The sequence below is a fragment of the Sorangium sp. So ce124 genome, assembly GCF_051525235.1.
Classification (GTDB): Bacteria; Myxococcota_A; Polyangia; order Polyangiales; family Polyangiaceae; genus Sorangium; species Sorangium atrum.
In genome coordinates this window covers 7,544,603-7,565,912 of the sequence record NZ_CP150312.1, presented here as the reverse complement: position 1 = coordinate 7,565,912, position 21,310 = coordinate 7,544,603, and the positions used below count along the sequence as shown (strand labels likewise).

Genomic DNA, 21,310 nt, shown 5'->3' with positions numbered 1-21,310 from the left:
GGTAGGATCGATCCGACGCTTCTGGTACGTTCCCGCGCCAGGAGACGAGGCCGATGGCGATCTTCGGAAACGACGGCGGCGCCGCGCCCGGCGTGGTGCGCCAGGGCAGGGAGGTCACCTACCCCGATTTCTCTTCGCCCACCGTGGATAAGGTCATGGTCGAAGAGCGCGCAGCCGGGCTCGGCAAGAGGAGCATCAAAGGCCCCGCCAAGGTCGCCGGCCTCAAGCTCGCCATCTCGATGATGGACCTCACCACCCTCGAGGGGAAAGACTCGCCGGGAAAAGTTGAGCAGCTCTGTCAGAAGGCGCTCCGACCCCACGAGCGCGCGGACATCCCTTCCTGTGCGGCGGTGTGCGTCTATCCCAAGCTCGTCGCCGTGGCGAAGCGAGCGGTCTCGGGCTCGACCGTCAAGGTGGCCAGTGTGGCGACCGCCTTCCCGAGCGGCCTGTCCACGCTCGCCGTCAAGCTCGCCGACGTCCGCCAGGCGGTCGAGCTCGGCGCCGACGAGATCGACATGGTGATCGACCGCGGCGCGATGCTCTCCGGCGAGTACGGCGCGGTGTACGACGAGATCGCCGCGACCAAGCAGGCGTGCGGGCGCGCGCACCTCAAGGTGATCCTGGAGACGGGCGAGCTCGGGACCTACGACCGCGTCCGCAAGGCGAGCCGCATCGCGATGCTCGCGGGCGCCGACTTCATCAAGACCTCGACCGGGAAGATCACGCCGGCGGCGACGCCCCCGGTGACGCTGGTGATGCTGGAGGCGATCCGCGATCACGCGCAGGCGACCGGCCGGCGCGTCGGGATGAAGCCGGCCGGCGGGATCCGCACCGCGAAGCAGGCGCTCCACTACCTCGTGCTCGTCAAGGAGACCCTCGGCGACGCCTGGCTCACGAGCGACCTGTTCCGCTTCGGCGCGTCGACGCTCCTCAACGACGTGCTCATGCAGCTCGAGAAGGAGCGGACGGGCGCCTACCAGAGCGGGGACCATTTCAGCAAGGACTGACCGCGCCGCGGGGCGGGGCCGCGTCGGTGTTCAACGCGCGGCGGCGGGCGTAGAGTGCGCGGCATGAGCGACAACAGCACCGCCGCGGCAGGCGGCGACGGGGGCTCGCCGCGAGACGTGCGGGACGCGAGCGCCGCGCGGGACGCGACCGCGGCGCGCGACGCGGCCGTCGTGTTCGGCGACGCCTGGCGCTACGCGCCGGCGCCCGAGGGGCGCGATCACGTGAAGATCGCGCCGCGGTACGACCTCTTCATCGGCGGCGCGTGGCGCGCGCCGGCCTCGGGCCGCTACCTCGACAGCATCAGCCCGTCGACCGAGGAGAAGCTCTGCGAGTTCGCCGAGGCCTCCGAGCAGGACGTCGATCTCGCCGTGCAGGCGGCGCGGGCCGCGTACGAGAGGCACTGGTCGCGCATGCGCCCGCTCGATCGCGGCAAGTACATCTACCGCATCGCCCGGGCCCTCCAGGAGAAGGCGCGCGAGCTCGCCGTCGTCGAGTCGCTCGACGGGGGCAAGCCCATCAAGGAGTCCCGCGACGTCGATCTCCCGCTCGCGGCCGCGCACTTCTTCTACCACGCGGGCTGGGCGGACAAGCTCGAGCACGCCTTCCCGGGGCGCGACCCCCGGCCGCTCGGCGTCGCGGGCCAGGTGATCCCGTGGAACTTCCCGCTGCTCATGGCGGCGTGGAAGCTCGCCCCGGCGCTCGCGGCGGGCAACACGTGCGTCCTCAAGCCCGCCGAGACGACGCCGCTCACCGCGCTGCTCCTCGCGAAGATCATCGAGGAGGCGGACCTCCCGCCCGGCGTCGTCAACGTGGTCACGGGCGCCGGCGCGACGGGCGCCGCGGTCGTCGGCCACCCCGGCGTCGACAAGGTCGCGTTCACGGGGTCGACCGAGGTCGGCAAGCGCATCCAGCGCGCGCTCGCCGGCACCGGGAAGCGGCTCACCCTCGAGCTCGGCGGCAAGGCCGCGAACATCGTGTTCGAGGACGCGCCGCTCGATCAGGCCGTCGAGGGGATCATCGGCGGCATCTTCTTCAACCAGGGCCACGTCTGCTGCGCGGGCTCGCGCCTCCTCGTCGAGGAGAGCGTGCATGAAGCGCTCCTCTTCAAGCTGCGCGAGCGCATGGCGACCCTGCGCGTCGGCGACCCGCTCGACAAGAACACGGACGTGGGCGCCATCAACTCGAGGGCGCAGCTCGCGAAGATAGAGGAGCTCGTGGCGGCGGGGGAGCGCGAGGGGGCCGCGCGCTTCTCGGTGAGCTGCGCGCTCCCGCAGCGGGGCTACTGGTTCGCGCCGACGCTCTTCACGGGCGTCGCGCAGTCGCACCGGATCGCGCGCGAGGAGATCTTCGGCCCGGTGCTCTCGATCTTGACCTTCCGCACGCCCGAGGAGGCGATCGAGAAGGCGAACAACACGATGTACGGGCTGTCGGCGGGCGTCTGGACCGGCAAGGGATCGAAGAGCTTCTGGGTCGCGCAGCGCCTCCGCGCCGGCGTCGTCTGGGCGAACACCTTCAACAAGTTCGATCCCAGCGCGCCGTTCGGCGGCTACAAGGAGAGCGGCTTCGGCCGCGAGGGCGGACGCCAGGGGCTGCTCGCCTACCTGGAGGTGGACTGATGGCGCTCGGCGACCAGGACAGCGGCGGCGACGAGGGGTGCACGTCGATCGGCGATTGCGCCGGCGCGGCCGCGCTCGACGCTCCTTCGGGCGAGGCGCGCGCGCGGGTCGGCGTGCGCAAGGCGTACAAGATGTTCGTGGGCGGCGCGTTCGTGCGCTCGGAGTCCGGGAGGTACACGCAGGTGCGCGATCAGGGAGGCGCGGGCGCGGTCGAGAACATCCCGCGCGCGTCGCGCAAGGACGGGCGCGACGCGGTGCTCGCGGCGGCCGGCGCGCTCGGCGGCTGGTCGGCGCGCGCCGCGTACAACCGCGGGCAGATCCTCTACCGCCTCGCCGAGATGCTCGAGGCGCGGCGCGCGGAGCTCTCGGCCTCGCTCGCGCGCGGCGGGCAGGGCGCCGGCGCCGCCGAGCGCGAGGTCCTTTCGGCGATCGATCGCGCGGTCGCCTACGCGGGCTGGGCCGACAAGTACCAGAGCCTCTTCGCGAGCCTGAACCCCGTGTCCGGCCCGCACTTCACCTTCACGTTGCCCGAGCCGATGGGGGTCGTCGTCATCGCGGCCCCGCCGCGGCCGGCGCTCCTCGGCCTCGCGGGCGCTCTCCTGCCGGTGATCACCGCCGGCAACACGTGCGTCGTGCTCGCGAGCGAGGCGGATCCGCGCACGGCGTTCGTCTTCGGCGAGGCGCTCGCCACGAGCGATCTCCCGGGCGGCGTCGTCAACATCCTCACCGGCCAGCTCGCGGAGGTGCTGCCGCACCTCGCCGCGCACATGGACGTCGCCGCGCTCGATCTGCACGGCGTCGACGCGGCGCTGGCGAAGCGCCTCGAGGAGGCGGCCGCGGCCAGCGTCAAGCGGGTGCGCGCCCGCTCGCTCAGCGAGGCGGAGTGGTTCGACGACAGGGCCGCGACGTCCCCCCGCTGGATCGAGCGGTTCGTCGAGATGAAGACGATCTGGCACCCGGCCGGGCCGTGACGCGGGCGGCGCTCATCGACCGGGCGCCGTGACGCGGGCGGCGCTCATCGACCGAGCACCATCCCCGTCTGGAGCGTCCGCCCGGCGACGAGGTCCGCCGCCGCGAGCGGCTTCCGCCCCTCGGCCTGGGCCCGCAGGATCTGGATCGCGCCCGCGCCGCACGCGACGATCACGACGCCGCGGCCGGCCATCACCACGGTCCCCGGCGGCGCTCCGGCCTGGTCGGCCTCGCTCTCGACGCGCGCGGCCAGCACCTTGAGCGCCTTGCCGTCGATCGTCGTGAAGGCGCCCGGCCACGAGGTCATCCCCCGGATGTGGTCGTGGATCTGCCGGGCGCTCCGCTCCCACCGGATGCGCCCGTCTTCCTTCTTCAGGAGCGCCGCGTGCGTCGCCGCCTCGTGGTCCTGCGGCGTCAGCGCGAGCGCGCCGTCCACCGCGCGGCGGAGGTCCTCGCGCACGACGCGCGCGGCGAGCGCCCCGAGATCGATCGCGAGCTCGTCGGCGGTCGTGTCCGGGCCGATCGGCGCCCGGTGCACCGCGTAGACGGGGCCCGTGTCCATGCCCTCGTCCATCTGCATCAGCGAGATGCCCGTCTCGGCCTCGCCCCCGACGATTGCCCACGTGATCGGCGCGGCGCCGCGGTAGCGCGGCAGGATCGACGCGTGGAGGTTCATGCAGCCGCGCCGCGGCGCCTCGAGCACCGCCTTCGGCAGGATGCGCCCGTAGGCGATCACCAGCGCGACGTCCGCTCGCGCGTCCGCGACCCACGCGGCGAACTCGGGCGTGCGGACCTTCTCGGGCTGCACGACGGGCAGGCCGAGCTCCAGCGCCTTCACCTTCACCGGCGGCGCCTTCAGCGCGAGCCCGCGGCCGGCCGGCCGATCCGGCTGACAGACGACGCCGACGACGTCAGCGATCGACGCGAGCGCTTCGAGCGACGGCACGGCGATGGCGGGGGTACCGAAGAACAGGGCGCGCACGCCCTGGCTTCTAGCAGGACCTGCGCCCCTCGTGCCGCCTTCTTCGCTCGCGGCGAGCGCCGCCGCGGCGGCCCGACCTCAGGGCCCGGACGCTGGCCGCCCGCCGCGCTCCTCGTCCTCCTCGCGCGCCGCCGCGCCGCGCGAAGGCGAAGGGAGAGCCGAGCGCGGATCGGCGCAGCAGCGGAAGCCGGTCTCGTAGAACACGAACTTCGGCTCGTGCGCGTCGTTCGTCCCGCGGCAGCCCGTCCACGGCTTGGCCCAGAAGCCGCCCATGAGCGCGCCTGGCCACCGGCGGCCGCCGCGCGAGGCGACCCACTCCTCGACGTTGCCCATCATGTCGAAGACGCCGAAGGTCGAGGCGCACCCGGGATGGGAGCCGCTCGGCGCGCCCTGCCAGAGCCGCTCGACCTCGCGCTGCGCCACCTCGCCGGAGGCGCCGAGCTTCCGCTCGTCGACCGGCCGCCAGGCCTTGCCGCTGTTGCAGACCACCTTGTCGACGCGCCAGCCGTAGGCGAGGGGACGCCGCTCCGGGCCCTCGCACGCGAGCTCCCACTCCTGCTCGGCGCACACCCGCTTGCCGCGCGCGGCGCACCACGCGGTCGCCGTCTCGAACGACTGCATGACGAGCGGCTTCGCCCCGCGCTGGTTCGGCGCCTCGAACTGGTCCATGCACACGGAGATCTCGGTCGCCGGCCCCTCCTCGGCCGTGATGTCCTCCCAGTACGCGAAGCAGTGGGTCGCCTTGCCGCTCTTGACCGGCTCGACACAGACGTGCTGCACCTCGTCGCGGTGCGTGCCGGTGACGAGCCGCATGTCCGCCGGACACGCCGGGCTGGGCCCTGGATCGAGCGACGGCGCCGCCGGCAGGCCGAGCATCGCGATCGCGAGCGCGCCGAGGCCGAGCAGGGGATCGATCATCGTTCAGCGAGGGCCAGGGTGTCGCTCCGTGCCGGGCGCAGCCTCGGCCGCGCCGCGCCGCGCCGCGCGGCAAGCGACGGCGCCGAGGATCCTGCGCCGCGTCGCGCGCGCGCCAGGTGGTGATGACGAGCGAGCGCTGCAGGTCGGAGCTGACCCGCAGCGTATCCTCATTCAAAAAAATGGCCAGGGCTGTGGCACGCGGCATGCGCCGTGTCTATGGTGAGTTCCCGTAGCCTCGCGGGCTGTCTTCCACCAAGAGCTGCCAGCAGGGCTCCGCGTTGCACCATCCGCATCCGTCTGGATGCAAGCCAAGATGACCGGGGCGCGCGGTGGCCGCGCGGCCCGGCTGCGTGTTGATGAAGGGGTTTACCTCCCCCGGTCGGGTGCCTAGAGGAGATCGCCATGTCCGAGAAAAAGAACCCGCCGATGCCGCCGCGCTCCGAGGAAGAGGTCGTCTTCGGCGACGAGCTGCCGGTTCTGCCGATCCGCAATGCGGTGCTGTTCCCGGGCGCCGTCGCGCCCTTCGATGTCGGCCGCGAGAAGTCGGTCGCGCTGGTGGAGGATGTCGACAACCTCCCTGGCCCGGTCATCGCGATCTTCGCCCAGCGCGATCCGTCGACCGACGATCCCGGGGCGGAGGACCTGTACCCCATGGGCTGCGCCGCGCGCGTGCTGAAGGCGTTGAAGCACAGCTCGGGCAACTACTCGTTGATCTTGCAGGGCCTCACGCGGATCAGGCTCGACAGCGTCACGGCCCACACGCCGTACCTGCGCGCCAAGATCCGCCGCATGGACGAGCCGGCGACGGAGGACGTCGAGGCGGAGGCGCTGGCGATGAGCCTGCGCGACATCGCGAAGCAGGTCATCCAGCTGATGCCGGAGCTCCCGCGCGAGGCGGGCTCGCTCATCGACTCCATCCAGGCGCCCGGCGCGCTCGCGGATCTCGTCGCGGCGAACCTCGACGCGCCGGTCGAGGAGAAGGCGCAGCTCATCGAGACGATCGACGTCAAGGAGCGCATCCGCAAGGTGCTGCGGCTGCTCACGCGGCAGCTCGAGATCCTGAAGATGCGCGAGCGCATCAACTCCCAGATCAAGGAGGAGATGGGCAAGAACCAGCGCGAGTACGTGCTGCGCCAGCAGCTCAAGGCCATCAAGGAGGAGCTCGGCGAGGACGACGGCGATCAGGGCGATCTCGACGGGCTCGAGGATCGCATCGCGAAGGCGAACCTGCCGACCGAGGCGGAGACCGTCGCGAAGAAGCAGCTGAAGCGGCTGCGCACGATGCAGGTCGGGTCGGCCGAGTACACCGTCGTGCGGACGTACCTCGACTGGATCCTCGACGTGCCCTGGACGCAGTCGACGCAGGACAACCTCGACATCGGCAGCGTCCGCAAGGTGCTCGACGAGGACCACTACGGCCTGGAGAAGGTCAAGAAGCGCATCCTCGAGTACCTGGCGGTCCGCAAGCTGAAGCAGGACAAGAAGGGGCCGATCCTCTGCCTGCTCGGGCCTCCCGGCGTCGGCAAGACGTCGCTCGGCCGGAGCATCGCGCGCGCCCTCGGCCGCAAGTTCCACCGGGTCTCGCTCGGCGGCGTGCACGACGAGGCGGCGATCCGCGGCCACCGGCGCACCTACGTCGGCGCGCTCCCTGGCCAGATCATCCAGGGCATGAAGAAGTCGGGGACGATCAACCCGGTCTTCATGATGGATGAGGTCGACAAGATCGGGCACGACTTCCGCGGCGACCCGTCGGCGGCGCTGCTCGAGGTGCTCGATCCGGAGCAGAACAACACGTTCGCGGATCACTACCTGGAGATCCCGTACGACCTGTCGCACGTGATGTTCGTCGCGACAGCGAACGTGGCGGATCCGATCCCGCCGCCCCTCCGCGACCGCATGGAGATCCTCGAGATCCCCGGCTACACGCGGAAGGAGAAGCTCGCGATCGCGCGGCAGCACCTGCTCCCGAAGCAGCTGTCGGAGCACGGGCTCACGACCGAGCAGCTGGAGGTCACGGACAAGGCGCTGGAGGAGATCATCGATCACTACACGCGCGAGGCCGGCGTCCGGTCGCTCGAGCGGCAGATCGCGGGCGTCATCCGCGGCGTGGCGGTGAAGGTCGCCGAGGGCGACACGCAGAAGCGGCGCGTCGACAACGAGGACGACCTGCACGAGTTCCTCGGCCCGGCGAAGTACACGAGCGAGGTCGCGGAGCGCACCGCCGAGAGCGGCGTCGCGACGGGCCTCGCGTGGACGAGCGTGGGCGGCGAGATCCTCTTCATCGAGGCGACGCGGATGTACGGCACGGGCAAGCTCCAGCTGACCGGCCAGCTCGGCGACGTGATGAAGGAGTCGGCGCAGGCTGCGCTGTCGTTCGTGCGCAGCAACGCGTCGAGGTACAGCATCGCGAAGGACTTCCTCGAGAAGAGCGATCTGCACATCCACATCCCCGCCGGCGCGATGCCCAAGGACGGGCCGAGCGCGGGCGTGACGATGTTCACGGCGCTCGTCTCGCTCCTCACCGGGATCAAGGTCCGCCACGACGTCGCGATGACGGGCGAGATCACGCTCCGCGGCCGCGTGCTCCCGATCGGCGGCCTGAAGGAGAAGGTGCTGGCGGCGCACCGCGCCGGCATCAAGCGCATCATCGTCCCCGAGCGCAACCGGGCGGATCTCGAGGAGGTCCCGAAGGAGGTCGTGGACGAGCTGCAGTTCTTCTTCGTCAGCCGGATGGAGCAGGTCCTGGAGGCCGCGCTCGAGCGGCTGCCCGAGCCCGCGCCCGCGACCGAGGAGTCGAAGGACGGCGAGAAGAAGGAGATCGAGAAGTCGGAGAAGAGCTCGATCGCCAGCAACTGACGAGCGTCGCCAGCGATCGCTGAGCGACCTGTCTCCGAGGCGCCGCGCGGCTTGAACGCGCGGCGCCTTTTTTCGTGCCTCTCTTCGTGCCTCTTTTCGTCAAGAAAGACGCCCCGCGCGGCGGCGACGGACGCCTCTGCCTCACGGCGAGCTTGGCGTGTTCGCTTGGCGCGTGGCAGCGACATCGCGTCGCCTGCGCAGCGCAGGCCGACCTGCGCTGCGGTGCTCGCGCCTGCGGGCGGCTTTCGCCTCGACGGATGTCAAGCGAATCGGTAGCCTCGAGATCGCATGAGGCCGTGTCCGAACTGCGCGTGGATGCTCAAGGAGACCGACGCTGCCTGCTCGATGTGCGGTACGAGCGTGGCGGGCGCAGCGCCTGGAGCCTCCGTTCCGGTCGCGCCTCCGCCGGTGCAGGCGGGGGCTGGCGCCTATGCCCCGCCTGGCCCGCCGGGCTATCCAGGACAGCCAGCCGCCTCGGGTTATGGCGGCGCGGCGCCAGGCTACGCGGCAGGGGGCGCGCAGGGCGCCTATCCGCCTCCTCCTCAGGCGTACGGGGTGGGCGGGGGCGGGCTCTCGGTGCCGGCGTCGCCGGGCGGAGGCGTCGCCTTCTCGACGGGCGCGGAAGCGCCTTTCCCGGTCTCGCCCTGGGCCCGAGCGGCTCCTTCCGCGGGGCTCACGTCGCAGCCGGCGTCTCCGATGAACGCGCCGGGCGTCCCGCCGGCCCAGCCGGCGCTCGGGGCGCCGGGCCCGGGCATGGTGCCTGGCGCGTCCCTGGGTGGCGCGATGGGGCAGCAGCCCGTGGCGCCGGCGCCGGTCTTCGGCGCGCCGCCGCAGATGGTTGCGCCCCCGCCGATGGTGATGCCGACGGGGGCGCCAGGGCTTGTCGCGCCGCCGATGGTGCAGGGGGGTGCGGTCGCGCCGCCGCCGATGGTGCAAGGGGGCGTGGTTGCGCCGCCGCCGATGGTGCAGGGGGGCGCGGTCGCGCCGCCGCCGATGGTGCAGGGCGGGGTGCCGGCGGTCGCTCAGGCCAGGGCGCCTGCGATCGTCGCGCCTCCGATCGTCCAGGGCGCGGTCTCGGGCGCGGTGCCGCAGGTGTCGGCGCAGCCGGCGCGCGTCCTCGTCGGCTTCATCGTGACGTTCCAGAACGATCCCGGAGGGAGCTTCTGGCCGATGTACAGCGGCCGGACGCAGGTGGGGCGCGCGGGGGCGGACGCTACGACGGAGATCGGGCTCGCGGATGCGAGCGCCTCTTCACGGCACGCGTCGATCCACGCGGACCCGACGACGGGCCAGGTCTTCATCGAGGACGACGGCTCGCGCAACGGCACCTTCGTCAACGAGCAGCGCCTCGGACAGGGCGAGCGCCGGCAGCTGCGCGACAACGACCGGCTGCGCCTCGGGAGCACGACGTTCGTGGTGAAGGTGCTGGTCGCCTGAGCGGAGAGCGAGGTTACTGACCGCCGGCGCCGCCCGAGCCGCCAGCCCCATCTGCGCCGCCAGCGCCGGCTGCGCCGCCAGCGCCGGCTCCGCCCGCGGGCGCTGCGCATTTCGAGAAGCCATCCACGATGACGCACTCGAACCCATCCGCGCAATCATTGCCGCCCTTGATACAGGACTGACCATCGCCGCACCGCGCTGTGCAGAGCGTGCCGCCACAGTCGACGTCGGTCTCCGTGCCGTCCTTCACGCCATTGAAGCAGAGGGGGAGGGGCGCCGGGATCTCGCAGTTGAAATACTCCACCACCTCAGCCGAGGGCGCCGCGTCGGAGCCCGCTCCACCATCGCCCCCGCCGCCAGCACCCCCACCCTCCTCAGAACCAACGATGGGTGGGTAGTGGATGCTGAAGGAGATGAAACCATTGTATCCATCGAGATCGTTGGGGTCTGCCTCCGGGGGGGGCTGTTTCCCCAGGCTCGTTTTGAGTATGGCCCTCGGAAGGAGCGTGTCGTAGCCGCCGCACTTCGCTTCGGCTTCGAGCCGGTTGAAGTGGTATTGCGTGCCTTCCGAGCAGCTCACGTCGAGCGTTGCACGGTCTTCCGGTGTGATGACGGTCACTGTACCGCCGTCCACGTCGGCAGAATCGTTGCCGCCCCCGCCAGGCGCGCTACCACCGCTGGCATTTGCGTTCTCGCATTGTGCGATGGCGGTGGCGCCACCGGCGCCACCACCACCACCACCACCACCAGCACCGGTGTCATTTCCGGGCTGGACGCATGGATTGATGGTCACCGAGTAGCTGAACTCCCCCGAGTACGTGAAGGAGCCGCATTCCTCTGCCCGGGCGTCGAGGCGCTTGAATGCGATGCTCTTCGGAGGGAATGCTGTGACGTCGAGCGGCGGGTCGAAGACGACCTGACCTCCCTCCGTGAGGAAACAGATGTCGAGGGTCTCGCGGGCAGCGAACTTGCCTTTGGGCCCGTTCCCCGCGCCAGGCGCACCGCACCGATTCACGACATCGGCATGAAAATCTGCGTAACAGTTGCTCGTGTCTTCGAGGAACGCGCAGACGTCATCGAATTCCTCTGCGCAGCCGGGCACGGAGACGGCTGCGGTCACGGCGAGGATCGGGGCAACGGCGGCGGCGAGCAAGACGTAACGGCGCATGGGCGCAGTCTACGCGTTCTCCCCGAGCGTGGGCCAGCTTCGCAGAGGTCTGCCGACGGCGCGCCGGCGGCGTGCGCCTCCGCCCCGCGCGCCGCCTGCTCCCCTCACAGCTCTGCGTAGGGCCCAGGGACGACGTACGCGTCGTCGTTGGCCGCGTACGTGAAGACCCCCCAGCAGACGAGCTTGTACTTGATGGCGAATGCCATCGCTTCCCTGAGGTTCGCCTTCGGCGCGAGCACGGCGAGGTTCGAGCGGCGGACGCCCCACCAGCCTGGCCCGTGCTGCAGCACGGCGTCGTGGAGATCCTGCGTCGCATGCTTGGAGTCCTCGAGCACCGCAAGGCGCAGCCGGACGAACGACTTGTCGCGCGCGGGGAAGTCGAACCAGTACAGGTTCGACCTCGCCAGCTTCGGGGTGATGCTCCCGGCGCCCTGCGCGGCGAGGAAGCGGCTGAGATCCTCGGGCGAGAGCTTCTGGGTGACCGGGTGCGTGTCGACGCCGCTGCACGTCTCGGGGCCGATCTTGAACTCACCCAGCGCGAGCGGCGCGTCGGGGCCGTTCTCGGGAGTCAAGAGGTACCGATCGATCGCGGGCAGGTCGCCCGGGTACTCCACGCCGGCGTCGATGCCGCTGCACGCCGGGGCCCCCAGCGCAAGCGCGAAGGCCGCCGCGAGCGCGGGGCGCCGCGGCGCGCGCTGGCTCGGCGCCGGACGCTCGTGGCCCTGGCGCGTGCTGGTGGAGGGGGGGCTCGGCGCGCTCGCCGCCTGTGCTCCGGCGGGCTCGCCCTTGCGACTCGGTATGCTTTCGTTGGACATGGCTCTCTCGCGGCACGGGGGTGCCGCCTCGATCGGCGGGCGCAGCGCTGCCCGGGCCGGGCAATCATTCAATGCCGGACACCCCGAGGGCAAACTCCTCGGCGAACATTTGGCTGGCGTGCCCTCGCTGGCCTAGAGTTCCCCCGATGAGGCACCTCGGAATGCCGATGCTCGCGCACGTCCCCGCCTTCCGCGCCCGCCGTCCGCTCGCCGCCGGAGCGGGGCGCGCGGGCGTGGCCTGCGTCGCCGTGGCTGCGATCGCGCTGCTCGCCGGCTGCGGCGGCTCGCCCACCGCCCCCAAGCAGGACGATGTCTTCTACCTCCACGGCGCGGCCGGCACCCTGAGCAAGGACTCGAGCTTCGAGGTGTACTTCCCGCCGCTCGACGCGCCGGCGACGGACCGGGTGCCGCGCCGGATCGGCGTGGGCCTCATGAACGGCGACGTCCGCATGAGCCGCCCGATGGACTGGAACGTCGGCGGCGCCGACTACACGCCCGAGCGCCGCTTCATCACGTACCAGTCCCCGCGGCAGTTCCTGTTCTCGATCTACGAGCGCATCGACAGCCCCGACGAGCCGTGGCCCGACGTGCTCAAGCGCTACGAGGCGGACCTCGAGGAGCAGGGCGCGGAGATCCTCTCCGGCCGCGCGCCCGTGGCCACGGCGAACACGCAGGGGCGCAGCTACCTCGTCAAGGCGAAGATCCCGTCGAAGCCCGTCTCGGATGCCTTCGCCCACGAGATCCTGCTCCGGAGTCCCCGCCGCATCCTGCTCGTGCAGATCGTGCACCACGAGAACGTCGACGCGAACGCCGACGAGATCACCGCCGCGCTGCAGAGCCTCACCGTTTACTGAGCGCAGGGCGGGCCAAGACGGGGCCACGGCGCGAGCGCCTCCCGGCGGCCCGCGGCGGCGGCGCTCGGCCTCGCTCACATCGGCGGGGGCTCGCCCCGATCGTCGTCGTCCTCGTCGTCGCCGCCCGCGAGGTGTTTGTCGTCGAGGGGGATCGTGATCACGAGCCGCTCCGCCGCAGATCCGCCGATCCACGCGGTGCGCTTGAGCGTCGCGGCGCGCGGCGAGCCGAGCTGGAACCGCGGCGCCTCCTCCGTGTCCACGTGGATCTCGAGCATCACGTCGTGGATGCCCGGCGTGAACGTCTCGATGACGCCGCGGACCAGATCCTGCCGCCGGCCCCCGGGCAAGAAGGAGAGGTACTCGTCGTAGCCCACCGGGCCGAGCACGACCTTGTAGCGGCCGGAGCCGTCGAACACATAGCGCCCCAGCGTCAGGCTCTCGCCCAGCTGATGGTTCATCACGCCGAGCTTGTTCCTGAACGGCTTCTCGATCTTCGTCCAGTGGCCGACGAACTGCTCGATCTTCACCCCGATGTTGCCGAGCATCTCGGACAGGACCGTCTCCAGGTTCCTCGCCGAGCGCGACTTCGAGGCGAGGACCGACGCGTAGCGGAGGAAGAAGAAGCGATCGAGCGGCGTCTCGTAGCCGCGGAAGCCGTCGACGCCGACCGCGCAGAGCATCCGGCGCGAGAAGGGATCGGCGCCCTGCTTGCGGTACGTGACGGGCAGGCGGTACTTGGTCCACGCGCGGTAGAGCAGCGACAGGAGCCGGTGGTGGAAGACGTCGAGGAGCTCTCGGATCGGCTGCGGGCCGCCCTGGTAGTCGGCCTGCGCGATCTGCTCGATGAAGTACGCCGGCATCGGCGACACCGAGCCGTACAGGCTGAGGAACGTGGTCGAGACGCGGGCGCGCTCCACGCCGTCAGCCGACTTGACCGGCGCGAGCTCGCTCACGTCGCTCGAGGCGAAGATGAGCGACGGGTCGCCGCGCAGCCGGATGCGCTCGTCCTGCACCGGCCCGAGCTGGCCCACCGGCGGCGCGGCAGGGAAGAGCCGCTCGAGCAGGTAGATGAGGCGGTAGTACGAGAAGCGCGGCGCGGTATCCGCGAAGCGCCGGAGCGTCTCCAGCGCGACGGGGTCGGCGCTCGCGGCGCCTCTCGGCGCAGCCGGCCTCAGATCAGCGTCAGGCTGCCGCTCTTCGGGTCCCATTTGTGCACCACGCGTGTATTCGTGCCGGTGACCGTCAGCTGCGTGAACGAGTTCAGCGAGACGTAGGACCCGAGCATCTCGTTCAGGATGCTCGCGAACAGGTACATCTCTCCCTCGCCGACGAACCCGCCCTCGTCGAGCTCGACGTCGACCGCGACGCCGCGCACCGGCGCCCCTCGGTACAGCCGATCCGTCGGCCGCACCCGGATCGACTTGATCGCGGCCAGGCGGAGCTGGTTCGCGCGCGCCGCCTGACGATCGACGATCGCCTGGAAATTGTAGAGATCGACCGTCGCCCGGAGCACCTCGAGCTCGGTGATCGAGCGGTAGCTCATCGCCATGTGCGCCAGCACGCGCCACTGCAGCTCGCGCCCGAGCGGCGGCGGGAGCGGCGCGGTGACGCCGGTGAGGTTGGTGAAGCTCGCCACGGCGGGCGAGGTCGCCGTCGGCACCCTGAGATCGCCGAGCTTCAGCTGCGCCGGCAGGCGGCGGTTCGTGCTCGTCGCCTCGATGCTGATCACGTCGAACTCGGGGAGGGCCCCGGCGTCCTGCGGGGAGCCGAACGAGAGGTACATGTCGATGCCGTCGCCGATCGCGGCCGGGCGGAGGTGCGCCTGGTAGAAGATCGTCCGCGCGGCGGCCTCGGGATCGAGCTCGTGCTGGAAGCTGAAGAACGAGGGGATCTCGACGCGCTGGCTCGTGCGCCGGGCGATGCCGACGACCTTGTCGATGCTGTGGATCTCGAACGCCGCGGGCGCCGCGCCAGCCGGGCGGCAGAGGTACTCGTGCTTCGTGGCCTCGGGCTTGATCGGATCGCTCGTGTGCTCGAACAGGTTCACGACGGGCGAGCAGAACAGACGGAGGTTCTCCCTGCCGATCCGCGTCCCCGGCGGGAGCCCGTCCCTGAACTGCAGCAGGATCGCGAACCGGTCCGAGATCCGCTCCGCCGAGAGCGCCTGCAGGCCGGTCACCTCGAAGAACGCGAACTTCTGCGGGAGCGTGAAGAACTCCTGCAGGAGCCGGAACCCCGGGTAGACCGTCTTCGGGTACGGGATCAGCGACTCTTCATCGGAGAAGCCGGTGAGCCGCACGGAGCGCGCCGGGAGCGACGCGATCGTCGTGTCGCGCCCCGCGGCGTCCACCGCGGCCAGCGCGACGGTGTCGACGTGCGCCCCGACCCAGAGGCGGAGGTCGTCCTGCAGCCTGCGCTCGCCGTGGATGTAGAAGCGCAGCGAGGAGAGCGACAGGCCCGACAGCGCGGCTCCGCCGGTCAGACGGAGCTCGATGCGGAGCGTCTGCGCGAGCTGCGCGCCCGTGTCGACGCGCACGTCCTCCACCGCGAGCGGGACGAGCTCGACGTCCTGGGTCGTGCGGAACCGGCACGAGACGCCGTCGACCGGCACCGATCCGACCTCCGCGTGCCGAGCGACGACGAGCTTCTCGCGCACCACGTTCGGGAGCGGCGTGAACTCGATGATCGATGTCGCCGGGATCTGGCGGAGGTAGTGCGGAAAGAGCAGCGATGCGACCGAGTGGATCACCTCGGGGAGCTCGTCGTCGAGCTTCTGGCGGATCTTGCCCGTCAGGAACGCGACGCCTTCGAGCAGGCGCTCGACGTCGGGGTCCCCGCCTTTCTCCGCGAGCATGGGCGCGATCCCGGGGTAGGCGGCGGCGAACTCGCGCCCCAGATCCCGCAGGTAGGTGAGCTCGTCCTGGTAGTATTTGTTGAACATCCTCTCGCCACCGCCAGTCGACCGCCGGGGCCGAAGGCTGTCAACCGCCGTGAGCCAGGCTGCCGGGCGGGGGCTACATCACCCGGACGTTGCCGCTCTGGTCCACTGCAGCGCCGAGCCGGAGCGCTTGCCGCCGGCCATCGGGAAAGTGGATCTGCGCGGTGATCTCGAACTCGAGGACCATCGACTGGATCGCGTCCGTGCGCAGGTGCCGGACCTGCACGTTCTTCAGCCGCGGCTCGTAGGTCTGGATGCAGTTCTTGAGCGATCGCTGCACCAGGCCGATCGCCTCGGGGAACTCATGCAGCACCTCGGAGACCTCCATCAGGCCGTAGTCCGGGCAGGTCAGCGAGCTCCCCTGGCGGGTGTTCAGCATGTGCCCGAGGTGCGTCAGGATGGCCGACTCGAGGTCGTGATCCCGGTAGGTGTGCCGCTCCGTCGAGTGCGGGTCGGCCGCGTGCGCGATTCGGGTGAGGAGGGAGGCACCGGCCACGGCGGGATCGTAGATCAGCTCGCGCCTCGAGCGGAAGCCCGCCCGCTCAGCGCGGCGTGAGCCAGTCGTCTTCCGCGGAGACGCCCCCGTCGTTCCAGATCCAGACGACCTTCTGGTACGTGAACGCGACCTCCTCCTGCTCGGGCAAGCGCGATTGCCCCGGGTTCCTCACGTTGTGCATGTGGAACTGGATGCTCGAGATGTTCGCGTTCGTGAGCTGGACCGTGAAGACAGGCTTCTCGACGCCGATCGCGATCGACCTGTAGAACTGGAGCTCCCAGCGAGGGATGCCCTCGTTGTGGCTGAGGATGTTGAGGAGGAGCGGGGTGGACCGATCGAGGTCCTTCGTGACGACGAAGGGCTTGTGCATCCGCTTGCCCGTCGGGCGCCCGGTGACCGGGTCGCGCGGCCCCACAAGCGAGTGGAATACCTCGGTGACGAGGATGCTACCTTCTCGCCCCTTCTGGGTGACGGATCCCCTGATTTCCCCTTGTCTTTCGCCAGTGAGTCTGAGGTAGGCGCTGAGGGGCATGCCAACATTCTGAGCTTGCTGCGCGTGATGGCCATGCCTGATTTTGAGGAACCCCCTGGAGCGGGGCGCAGCTTCGTGCGCTACGGGTTCATCCGCTTCGTTCGGCTCGCTGCGGCGTACTTTCGTACGCCTCACTCGCCTGCCTAAGCGGCTGAGCCCGTGGCGCACGAAGCTGCGCCCCGCTCTGATGCCCCAACGTCAGGACAACAAACGCAACCGGGCGACCCGAAGGCCGCCCGGTGCGACGAGACCTCGACCGCTAGGCGTTACTGGTTCGGCGCCTGCCAGTCGTCGTCCGCCTGGCGCGCGCCGTCGCCGTCATCGTACGACCACTCGATCTTCTGGTAGGTGAAGGAGACCCGCTCGTACTCCGGCCTGTCCTTGCTGCCGTCGTTCAAGCGGGTGTTGTCCATCTGGAAGTCGATGCTCGCGACCGTCGCGTTCGTGAGCTTGACCGTGTAGTGGTTCTGCTCCTTGCCGACGTTCTTCGACGCCGCGGTGCCCGGCGTGTAGAACTTGAGCGTCCACTCCGAGATGCTCTCGTTGTTGACCAGGGCGTTGTAAAGAAGGGGGGTTGACTTGTCGAGCTCCTTCGTGATCACGAAGGGCTTGTGCTGGCGCTTCCCGCTGGGCATCCCGGTCGCCGGGTCACGCGGGCTCACGACCTGATGCTGGACAGCGATGACAGCGATGGTCTTCTCGCGACCCTTCTGGGTGACCGAGCCATCGATGGGGCCCTGGGTAATGCCCTTCAACTGGAGATGAGCTTGCAACGCCATGATCAGATGCCTCTTCCTTCAAGAACTCGCCGCCTGGGCTCAGTCTACGCCCCATTGCGCGCTGGCAGACGGTCCGCCCCGTCGGGACTAGGAGTTAAGAAACATAGAGATAAGACTCTCATCGTATCTCTACCCCTGTTCGTCTCAGGGAGTCCAGAAGGTAACTCCCTCTTTGGGAGCGTCAAGACTTTTGTGTCCCGGGGCAGCGCGGGTTTCTTGGCATTCGGTTCGCTTTCGGTTGGGGTTTGGTTCGTGTCTGGTTCGTGTCTGGTTCCTGAGCGCGCGCAATATTCCGTCGCGAAGCCATCGCTTCCATAAGAGGACGCGGGCGTGTCCATCGGGTTGCGGGCGTGTGGGGAACGTGACGACGCGCGGGATGGCAGCGTGATCTGGCATGCGTGCGGCCGCCGACACCGAGAACGAGGCGGGCTGGCCGGCCAGAGCCGTTGGCCGGCCAGAGCCGTTGGCCGGCCAGCCCCGTTGGCCGGCCAGGGCGTTGGGTCGCGAACTCGCCTTGGCGACGCCTTGCATGATACGAAGAGCGCGTGAGCATCGTTCGCTTCGGCTCCGTCGTCGGCCTGGGGCTCGCCGCCGCCCTCGCGGGCTGCGGATCGTACCCAGAGCAGCCACACGGCGAGCTCCAGACACGCAAGCAGAATCCGATCCCGGTGTGCACGACCCAGCTGCCGCCTGCGAAGCGCGGGGCAGGCGGCAAGGCGGCCGTCCGCACCCTCGACCCAGACCAGTGGCTGAGCGTCGTCATTCCCGGCTACAGCGAGGAACGCGGGATCGGACCGACCGACGTCGACTGTACCGGCCACTACGTGTTCGCCAACGAGACCCTGCGCGGCGGCATCTCCAAGTCCGGCTGGCCGCGCAAGATCGATCCCGACGAGGTCGAGATCCGCTCCGGGCCGGAGGGCCTTCGCGCCGTATGGGTGCGCGTCCTCAAGTTCGAGAACGGCGACGAGGGCGGCCTCGTGGCGCTCGTGCGAGCGGCCGGCGATCGCGCGGACGTCTACGGGGTCGGCAGCTTCCGCGCGCCCGCCAAGGGGACCAAGCTGTCCCCGGTGCGCCTCGGCAACGACAACCTCGTCGTGGCCGAGACGAAGAGCTGCCCTGATCCCGACGACTGCCGACAACGAGCCCACTTCTACCTCGCGCGGAGGGGACGGCTGATCGAGGCGGCGTCCGTCGACCTGGAGCGGACGGCGGTGGTGCCCTCCGTCACCGAGCGCGGGCTCTACGCTCGCTACGTGCTGCGCACCGACGTCTCCTACAAGCCGAACGGCATTCAGCTGCTCGAGCAGGTGCGGGTGAAGATCGTGAAGCACGACGATGGCAACCGCGACAGCGACCGCGAGCTCCGCCGCGTCGAGTTCCAGCGATTCCTCCGGGTGGAGCGAGATACGCTCTTCTCGTCGAACGATCCGCTCTGGGAGCGCGTCGTCGGACAGGACTAGAGCGGCGGTCACCCGCTTCGGATACGGGCCCACCTCGACGTTTTCGGTGCTCAGCGCACGGGAGTGCGCTTGCGCGCCGAAAACGCCGATCTGGGCCCGTCTCCTGTGCGGGGGACCGCCGCTCTGCTCGGCATGGGGCAGAGGGGGGCGGAAACCGCTGTAGAACAGCAGGCGCGGCCAGGGGGTCGTAGAGGGAGCGCGGGGGGCGGGGGCCCGCCGGACGCGCGCCTTGCCCGCGCATGGCGCGGACGCGGCGCGCGCGATCTGCTCGAACCTCGGCCCGCCCCCCTGCGCTCCCCCAGGGCCCCTGGCCGCTCCAGCGAGCGGGGGGAGGCTTGCTAGCGAGGGGAGGAGGGAGGCCTGGCGGAGAGAGGGGGGAGGGGAGCCTGCCGGAGAGGCGGCTACCAGCAGAACAGCGCGTTGCCGTAGCCGCAGTTCGGGCGCTGGAGCATCGCGTAGGCTGTGCCGACGGCGAGGCCGCTCAGGAAGCCGGTGACGCCGCCGATCGCGATCTGACCGGCGTTCTCGTGCGGCCGCGTGTCGCCGGGGGCGACGCTCCGGGCGATGGTGGTGACGACCGAGGCGGTGAGGGGGAAGGCCACATTGCCGATGAAGCCGCCGGCGTTGAAGCGGCCAGACGAGTAGCGGAACGTGTCGACCACGAAGATGCCCGTCCCCGCGCCCGTCGCGCCCCAGGAGGCGAACGCGTGCGTCGACGGGCCGCCGAACGACTCGCAGCCCGAGTCGGACACAGCCGCCTTCGTCTCGTCGATCGAGCAGCCAGGGCGCGTCGACTCGAGCGCGTTCTTGATCGGCAGGTCCACGAGCAGCGTCAGCGCGGTCATCGTCATGGCGGGCGCCATGACCGAGAAATGCCAGCGCCCCTTCCAGCCGACCGTGGCCTCGGGATCGCTGTAATAGACACGCGGCATCAGGAAAACGACGGAGCTTCCCAGCACGAGGCTCACGTCCGAGACCGTGGCCCAGTTCTTATCGCGTTGGACCGTCGTCTGCGCGGCCGCCTCGATCGGGGCGAGGAGGCACGCGGCGACGGCCAGACATCCTGCTGCTACGACTTTCTCCCTGATTCGCATGAACGGCGCCTCGCGTTCGGCCGCGCCTCCGGCGGAAGATCGGCGAGCCCATGACGCGGCTCGCCGCGCGAAGCCCCGCCGTGTTGGGGCGCTAGCGTTTGTTCGGATTCCCAGAGCCGGGGAAGCGGACGATGCTCCGGCCTCCCGACTCGCCGGACGACCCATAGTCCTCTGCGGCGGTCGCAGCGTACGCCCGAGAGAACTGCTCGCCAAATATTTCCCGAAAAGTCTCCTTGTCCTCCCCCGAATAGTCGCCGTGGCGGCGCTCGTAGAGCTTCCAGAGCTCCTCGTACCTGTTCGAGAACAGCCCGCCTTTCTTGCCCGCGCGCTCGAGCTTCTCCTCGAGCGTCTTCGGGGAGAGCTTGACGAGCAGCGACCTCACGCCCCCCATCACGCCGTTCAAGAGCGCGATCTGGTGGCTCATGACATCCACGAAGATCTCGTGGAGGTGCCGCGCGGCGTCCGGGCCCCCGACCGGCGTGAGCAGGACCGTGCCGAGCTCCTTCGCGTCCTGCGCGTTCGCGACCTTGTCCGTCTCCGCGGAGCGATCGCGCGCCAGCACCTCGGCCTCGAACTCCTGATAGCCGTCGCGCAAGCTCACGAAGCACTTCAGGAAGACCTCCATCGTGTCGCGGAGCCGCCGCGCGAAGTTGACGATGCCCGCGACGTCGTCGGGCGGCTTCGTGCCGGGCGCGAGGGCGCCCGCCAGCTCGGAGAGCGCTGCGAACGCCGCGTTCGCCGGGGCCAGCTCGCCGAGCGTGCGGTAGTCCACGCCGTAGTACTGAGAGATCTTCTGGAAATCCCGCTCCGCGAGCACGCTCGGGTGCTCCTCGCCGAGCCGGCGCAGGTAGCTCTGGCGCGCATCGGGCGGGAGGCGCGCGAGGTGATCCCAGATCATCCGGTAGACCGCGGCCCACGCGGTCCGGTACGCCTCCAGGTACGGGACCACCTGCCGCAGGTACGGGTCTTCACCGCCGGGGGCGGCGCGCTTCTGCGGGCTGATCAGCGCGGAGAGGTTGTCTCCGCCCGTGCCGAGCAGCGTGCCGTCGTTCGGGCTCTCGGACTTCAGCGGCGCCTCGATGATCGCGAGCCGGATCTGGATCGGGCCGATCGTGATCTCCGGCTGGCCGCTCACGTCCACCGAGGTGTCGCGCGCCAGCCGGTGCCCCGCGAACATCGTCCCGTTGGTGGAGCCGAGGTCGCGCACGAGGATCCGGCGATCGCGGACGTCCACCGCCGCATGGAACTGGGAGATGTAGGGCCGGTCGATGTGAAGGTCGTTCAGCTGATTCCTGCCGATCCGGACAGGGAAGCGCTCGAACGAAGCGTCGAAGCTTTGGTTGGCCTGGGTGTCGGACACGCGGGCCGAGAGCGCCGCCGGCATG

General features: G+C 70.2%; 18 protein-coding genes. 7 read left to right on the top strand and 11 right to left on the bottom strand.

Annotated features, from left to right (window positions below; all coding sequences use genetic code 11):
* Positions 1–53 precede the first annotated feature (53 nt).
* The 3 genes from deoC (at position 54) to WMF19_RS28315 (ending at position 3,595) form a co-directional block, all read left to right on the top strand.
* Positions 54–1,007: a deoxyribose-phosphate aldolase gene (deoC, locus tag WMF19_RS28325; protein ID WP_437323010.1), complete on the top strand. Its 954-nt coding sequence runs from the start codon at positions 54–56 to the stop codon at positions 1,005–1,007.
* Positions 1,008–1,070: 63 nt separating this feature from the next.
* On the top strand, positions 1,071–2,624 hold the full coding sequence (locus tag WMF19_RS28320) for an aldehyde dehydrogenase family protein (RefSeq protein ID WP_437893205.1): 1,554 nt from the start codon (positions 1,071–1,073) through the stop codon (positions 2,622–2,624).
* A gap of 131 nt (positions 2,625–2,755) precedes the next feature.
* Positions 2,756–3,595 carry an aldehyde dehydrogenase family protein gene (locus WMF19_RS28315; RefSeq protein ID WP_437901688.1) on the top strand — a complete coding sequence of 280 codons (840 nt, stop codon included), beginning with the start codon at positions 2,756–2,758 and terminating at the stop codon, positions 3,593–3,595.
* A gap of 44 nt (positions 3,596–3,639) precedes the next feature.
* On the opposite strand, the gene fmt is transcribed toward WMF19_RS28315, so the two are convergent.
* Both fmt and WMF19_RS28305 read right to left on the bottom strand, forming a co-directional pair.
* Positions 3,640–4,575 (bottom strand): methionyl-tRNA formyltransferase, encoded by a 936-nt coding sequence (gene fmt, locus WMF19_RS28310; RefSeq protein ID WP_437893204.1) that lies wholly within the window; start codon positions 4,573–4,575, stop codon positions 3,640–3,642.
* Positions 4,576–4,653: 78 nt separating this feature from the next.
* Positions 4,654–5,493, bottom strand: coding sequence for a formylglycine-generating enzyme family protein (locus WMF19_RS28305; RefSeq protein WP_437893203.1), 840 nt, complete (start codon positions 5,491–5,493; stop codon positions 4,654–4,656).
* 402 nt (positions 5,494–5,895) lie between these two features.
* On the opposite strand from WMF19_RS28305, the gene lon reads away from it, so the two are divergent.
* Both lon and WMF19_RS28295 read left to right on the top strand, forming a co-directional pair.
* The gene (lon, locus tag WMF19_RS28300) at positions 5,896–8,349 is read left to right on the top strand and encodes an endopeptidase La (protein ID WP_012237635.1); all 2,454 of its coding nucleotides are present in this window, start codon (positions 5,896–5,898) and stop codon (positions 8,347–8,349) included.
* 288 nt (positions 8,350–8,637) lie between these two features.
* Positions 8,638–9,786 (top strand): FHA domain-containing protein, encoded by a 1,149-nt coding sequence (locus tag WMF19_RS28295; RefSeq protein ID WP_437893202.1) that lies wholly within the window; start codon positions 8,638–8,640, stop codon positions 9,784–9,786.
* Between the two features lie 13 nt (positions 9,787–9,799).
* On the opposite strand, the gene WMF19_RS28290 is transcribed toward WMF19_RS28295, so the two are convergent.
* Both WMF19_RS28290 and WMF19_RS28285 read right to left on the bottom strand, forming a co-directional pair.
* The gene (locus tag WMF19_RS28290; protein ID WP_437893201.1) at positions 9,800–10,906 is read right to left on the bottom strand and encodes a hypothetical protein; all 1,107 of its coding nucleotides are present in this window, start codon (positions 10,904–10,906) and stop codon (positions 9,800–9,802) included.
* A 152-nt stretch (positions 10,907–11,058) separates the two neighbouring features.
* A complete protein-coding gene (locus tag WMF19_RS28285) occupies positions 11,059–11,769 on the bottom strand; it encodes a hypothetical protein (protein WP_437893200.1) in 711 nt (236 codons plus the stop codon).
* A gap of 146 nt (positions 11,770–11,915) precedes the next feature.
* Between WMF19_RS28285 and WMF19_RS28280 the strand changes: the two genes are divergently transcribed.
* Positions 11,916–12,623: a hypothetical protein gene (locus tag WMF19_RS28280; RefSeq protein WP_437893199.1), complete on the top strand. Its 708-nt coding sequence runs from the start codon at positions 11,916–11,918 to the stop codon at positions 12,621–12,623.
* A gap of 74 nt (positions 12,624–12,697) precedes the next feature.
* Here the strand turns inward: WMF19_RS28280 and tssG are convergent, their stop codons facing one another.
* From tssG to WMF19_RS28255, 5 genes are all read right to left on the bottom strand, one after another.
* Positions 12,698–13,831, bottom strand: coding sequence for a type VI secretion system baseplate subunit TssG (gene tssG / locus WMF19_RS28275; protein WP_437323001.1), 1,134 nt, complete (start codon positions 13,829–13,831; stop codon positions 12,698–12,700).
* The gene (gene tssF, locus WMF19_RS28270) at positions 13,795–15,564 is read right to left on the bottom strand and encodes a type VI secretion system baseplate subunit TssF (RefSeq protein ID WP_437893198.1); all 1,770 of its coding nucleotides are present in this window, start codon (positions 15,562–15,564) and stop codon (positions 13,795–13,797) included. The genes tssG and tssF overlap by 37 nt, the downstream gene beginning before the upstream one ends.
* 73 nt (positions 15,565–15,637) lie before the next feature.
* The gene (gene tssE, locus WMF19_RS28265; RefSeq protein WP_437322999.1) at positions 15,638–16,057 is read right to left on the bottom strand and encodes a type VI secretion system baseplate subunit TssE; all 420 of its coding nucleotides are present in this window, start codon (positions 16,055–16,057) and stop codon (positions 15,638–15,640) included.
* A 46-nt stretch (positions 16,058–16,103) separates the two neighbouring features.
* Positions 16,104–16,589 (bottom strand): type VI secretion system tube protein TssD, encoded by a 486-nt coding sequence (gene tssD / locus WMF19_RS28260; RefSeq protein WP_437893197.1) that lies wholly within the window; start codon positions 16,587–16,589, stop codon positions 16,104–16,106.
* A gap of 266 nt (positions 16,590–16,855) precedes the next feature.
* The gene (locus WMF19_RS28255) at positions 16,856–17,368 is read right to left on the bottom strand and encodes an Hcp family type VI secretion system effector (RefSeq protein WP_437322997.1); all 513 of its coding nucleotides are present in this window, start codon (positions 17,366–17,368) and stop codon (positions 16,856–16,858) included.
* 545 nt (positions 17,369–17,913) lie between these two features.
* Between WMF19_RS28255 and WMF19_RS28250 the strand changes: the two genes are divergently transcribed.
* The gene (locus WMF19_RS28250; protein ID WP_272093897.1) at positions 17,914–18,831 is read left to right on the top strand and encodes a hypothetical protein; all 918 of its coding nucleotides are present in this window, start codon (positions 17,914–17,916) and stop codon (positions 18,829–18,831) included.
* Positions 18,832–19,232: 401 nt separating this feature from the next.
* Here the strand turns inward: WMF19_RS28250 and WMF19_RS28245 are convergent, their stop codons facing one another.
* Entirely contained in the window at positions 19,233–19,925 is a 693-nt protein-coding gene (locus WMF19_RS28245) for a hypothetical protein (protein ID WP_437322996.1), read from the bottom strand.
* 91 nt (positions 19,926–20,016) lie between these two features.
* Positions 20,017–21,309, bottom strand: a complete 1,293-nt coding sequence (locus WMF19_RS28240) for a type VI secretion system-associated FHA domain protein (RefSeq protein WP_272093895.1) — start codon at positions 21,307–21,309, stop codon at positions 20,017–20,019.
* Between the last annotated feature and the right edge of the window lies 1 nt (position 21,310).

Excerpts from the sequence above, each read along its gene's own strand:
- tssD (WP_437893197.1), bottom strand. The coding sequence starts at position 16,589 with ATGCCCCTCAGCGCCTACCTCAGACTCACTGGCGAAAGACAAGGGGAA.
- WMF19_RS28285 (WP_437893200.1), bottom strand. The coding sequence starts at position 11,769 with ATGTCCAACGAAAGCATACCGAGTCGCAAGGGCGAGCCCGCCGGAGCA.
- WMF19_RS28295 (WP_437893202.1), top strand. The coding sequence starts at position 8,638 with ATGAGGCCGTGTCCGAACTGCGCGTGGATGCTCAAGGAGACCGACGCT.
- WMF19_RS28305 (WP_437893203.1), bottom strand. The coding sequence starts at position 5,493 with ATGATCGATCCCCTGCTCGGCCTCGGCGCGCTCGCGATCGCGATGCTC.
- WMF19_RS28280 (WP_437893199.1), top strand. The coding sequence starts at position 11,916 with ATGAGGCACCTCGGAATGCCGATGCTCGCGCACGTCCCCGCCTTCCGC.
- WMF19_RS28320 (WP_437893205.1), top strand. The coding sequence starts at position 1,071 with ATGAGCGACAACAGCACCGCCGCGGCAGGCGGCGACGGGGGCTCGCCG.
- tssG (WP_437323001.1), bottom strand. The coding sequence starts at position 13,831 with ATGGGACCCGAAGAGCGGCAGCCTGACGCTGATCTGAGGCCGGCTGCG.
- tssF (WP_437893198.1), bottom strand. The coding sequence starts at position 15,564 with ATGTTCAACAAATACTACCAGGACGAGCTCACCTACCTGCGGGATCTG.
- WMF19_RS28315 (WP_437901688.1), top strand. The coding sequence starts at position 2,756 with ATGTTCGTGGGCGGCGCGTTCGTGCGCTCGGAGTCCGGGAGGTACACG.
- lon (WP_012237635.1), top strand. The coding sequence starts at position 5,896 with ATGTCCGAGAAAAAGAACCCGCCGATGCCGCCGCGCTCCGAGGAAGAG.
- WMF19_RS28240 (WP_272093895.1), bottom strand. The coding sequence starts at position 21,309 with ATGCCGGCGGCGCTCTCGGCCCGCGTGTCCGACACCCAGGCCAACCAA.
- deoC (WP_437323010.1), top strand. The coding sequence starts at position 54 with ATGGCGATCTTCGGAAACGACGGCGGCGCCGCGCCCGGCGTGGTGCGC.
- WMF19_RS28255 (WP_437322997.1), bottom strand. The coding sequence starts at position 17,368 with ATGGCGTTGCAAGCTCATCTCCAGTTGAAGGGCATTACCCAGGGCCCC.
- WMF19_RS28245 (WP_437322996.1), bottom strand. The coding sequence starts at position 19,925 with ATGCGAATCAGGGAGAAAGTCGTAGCAGCAGGATGTCTGGCCGTCGCC.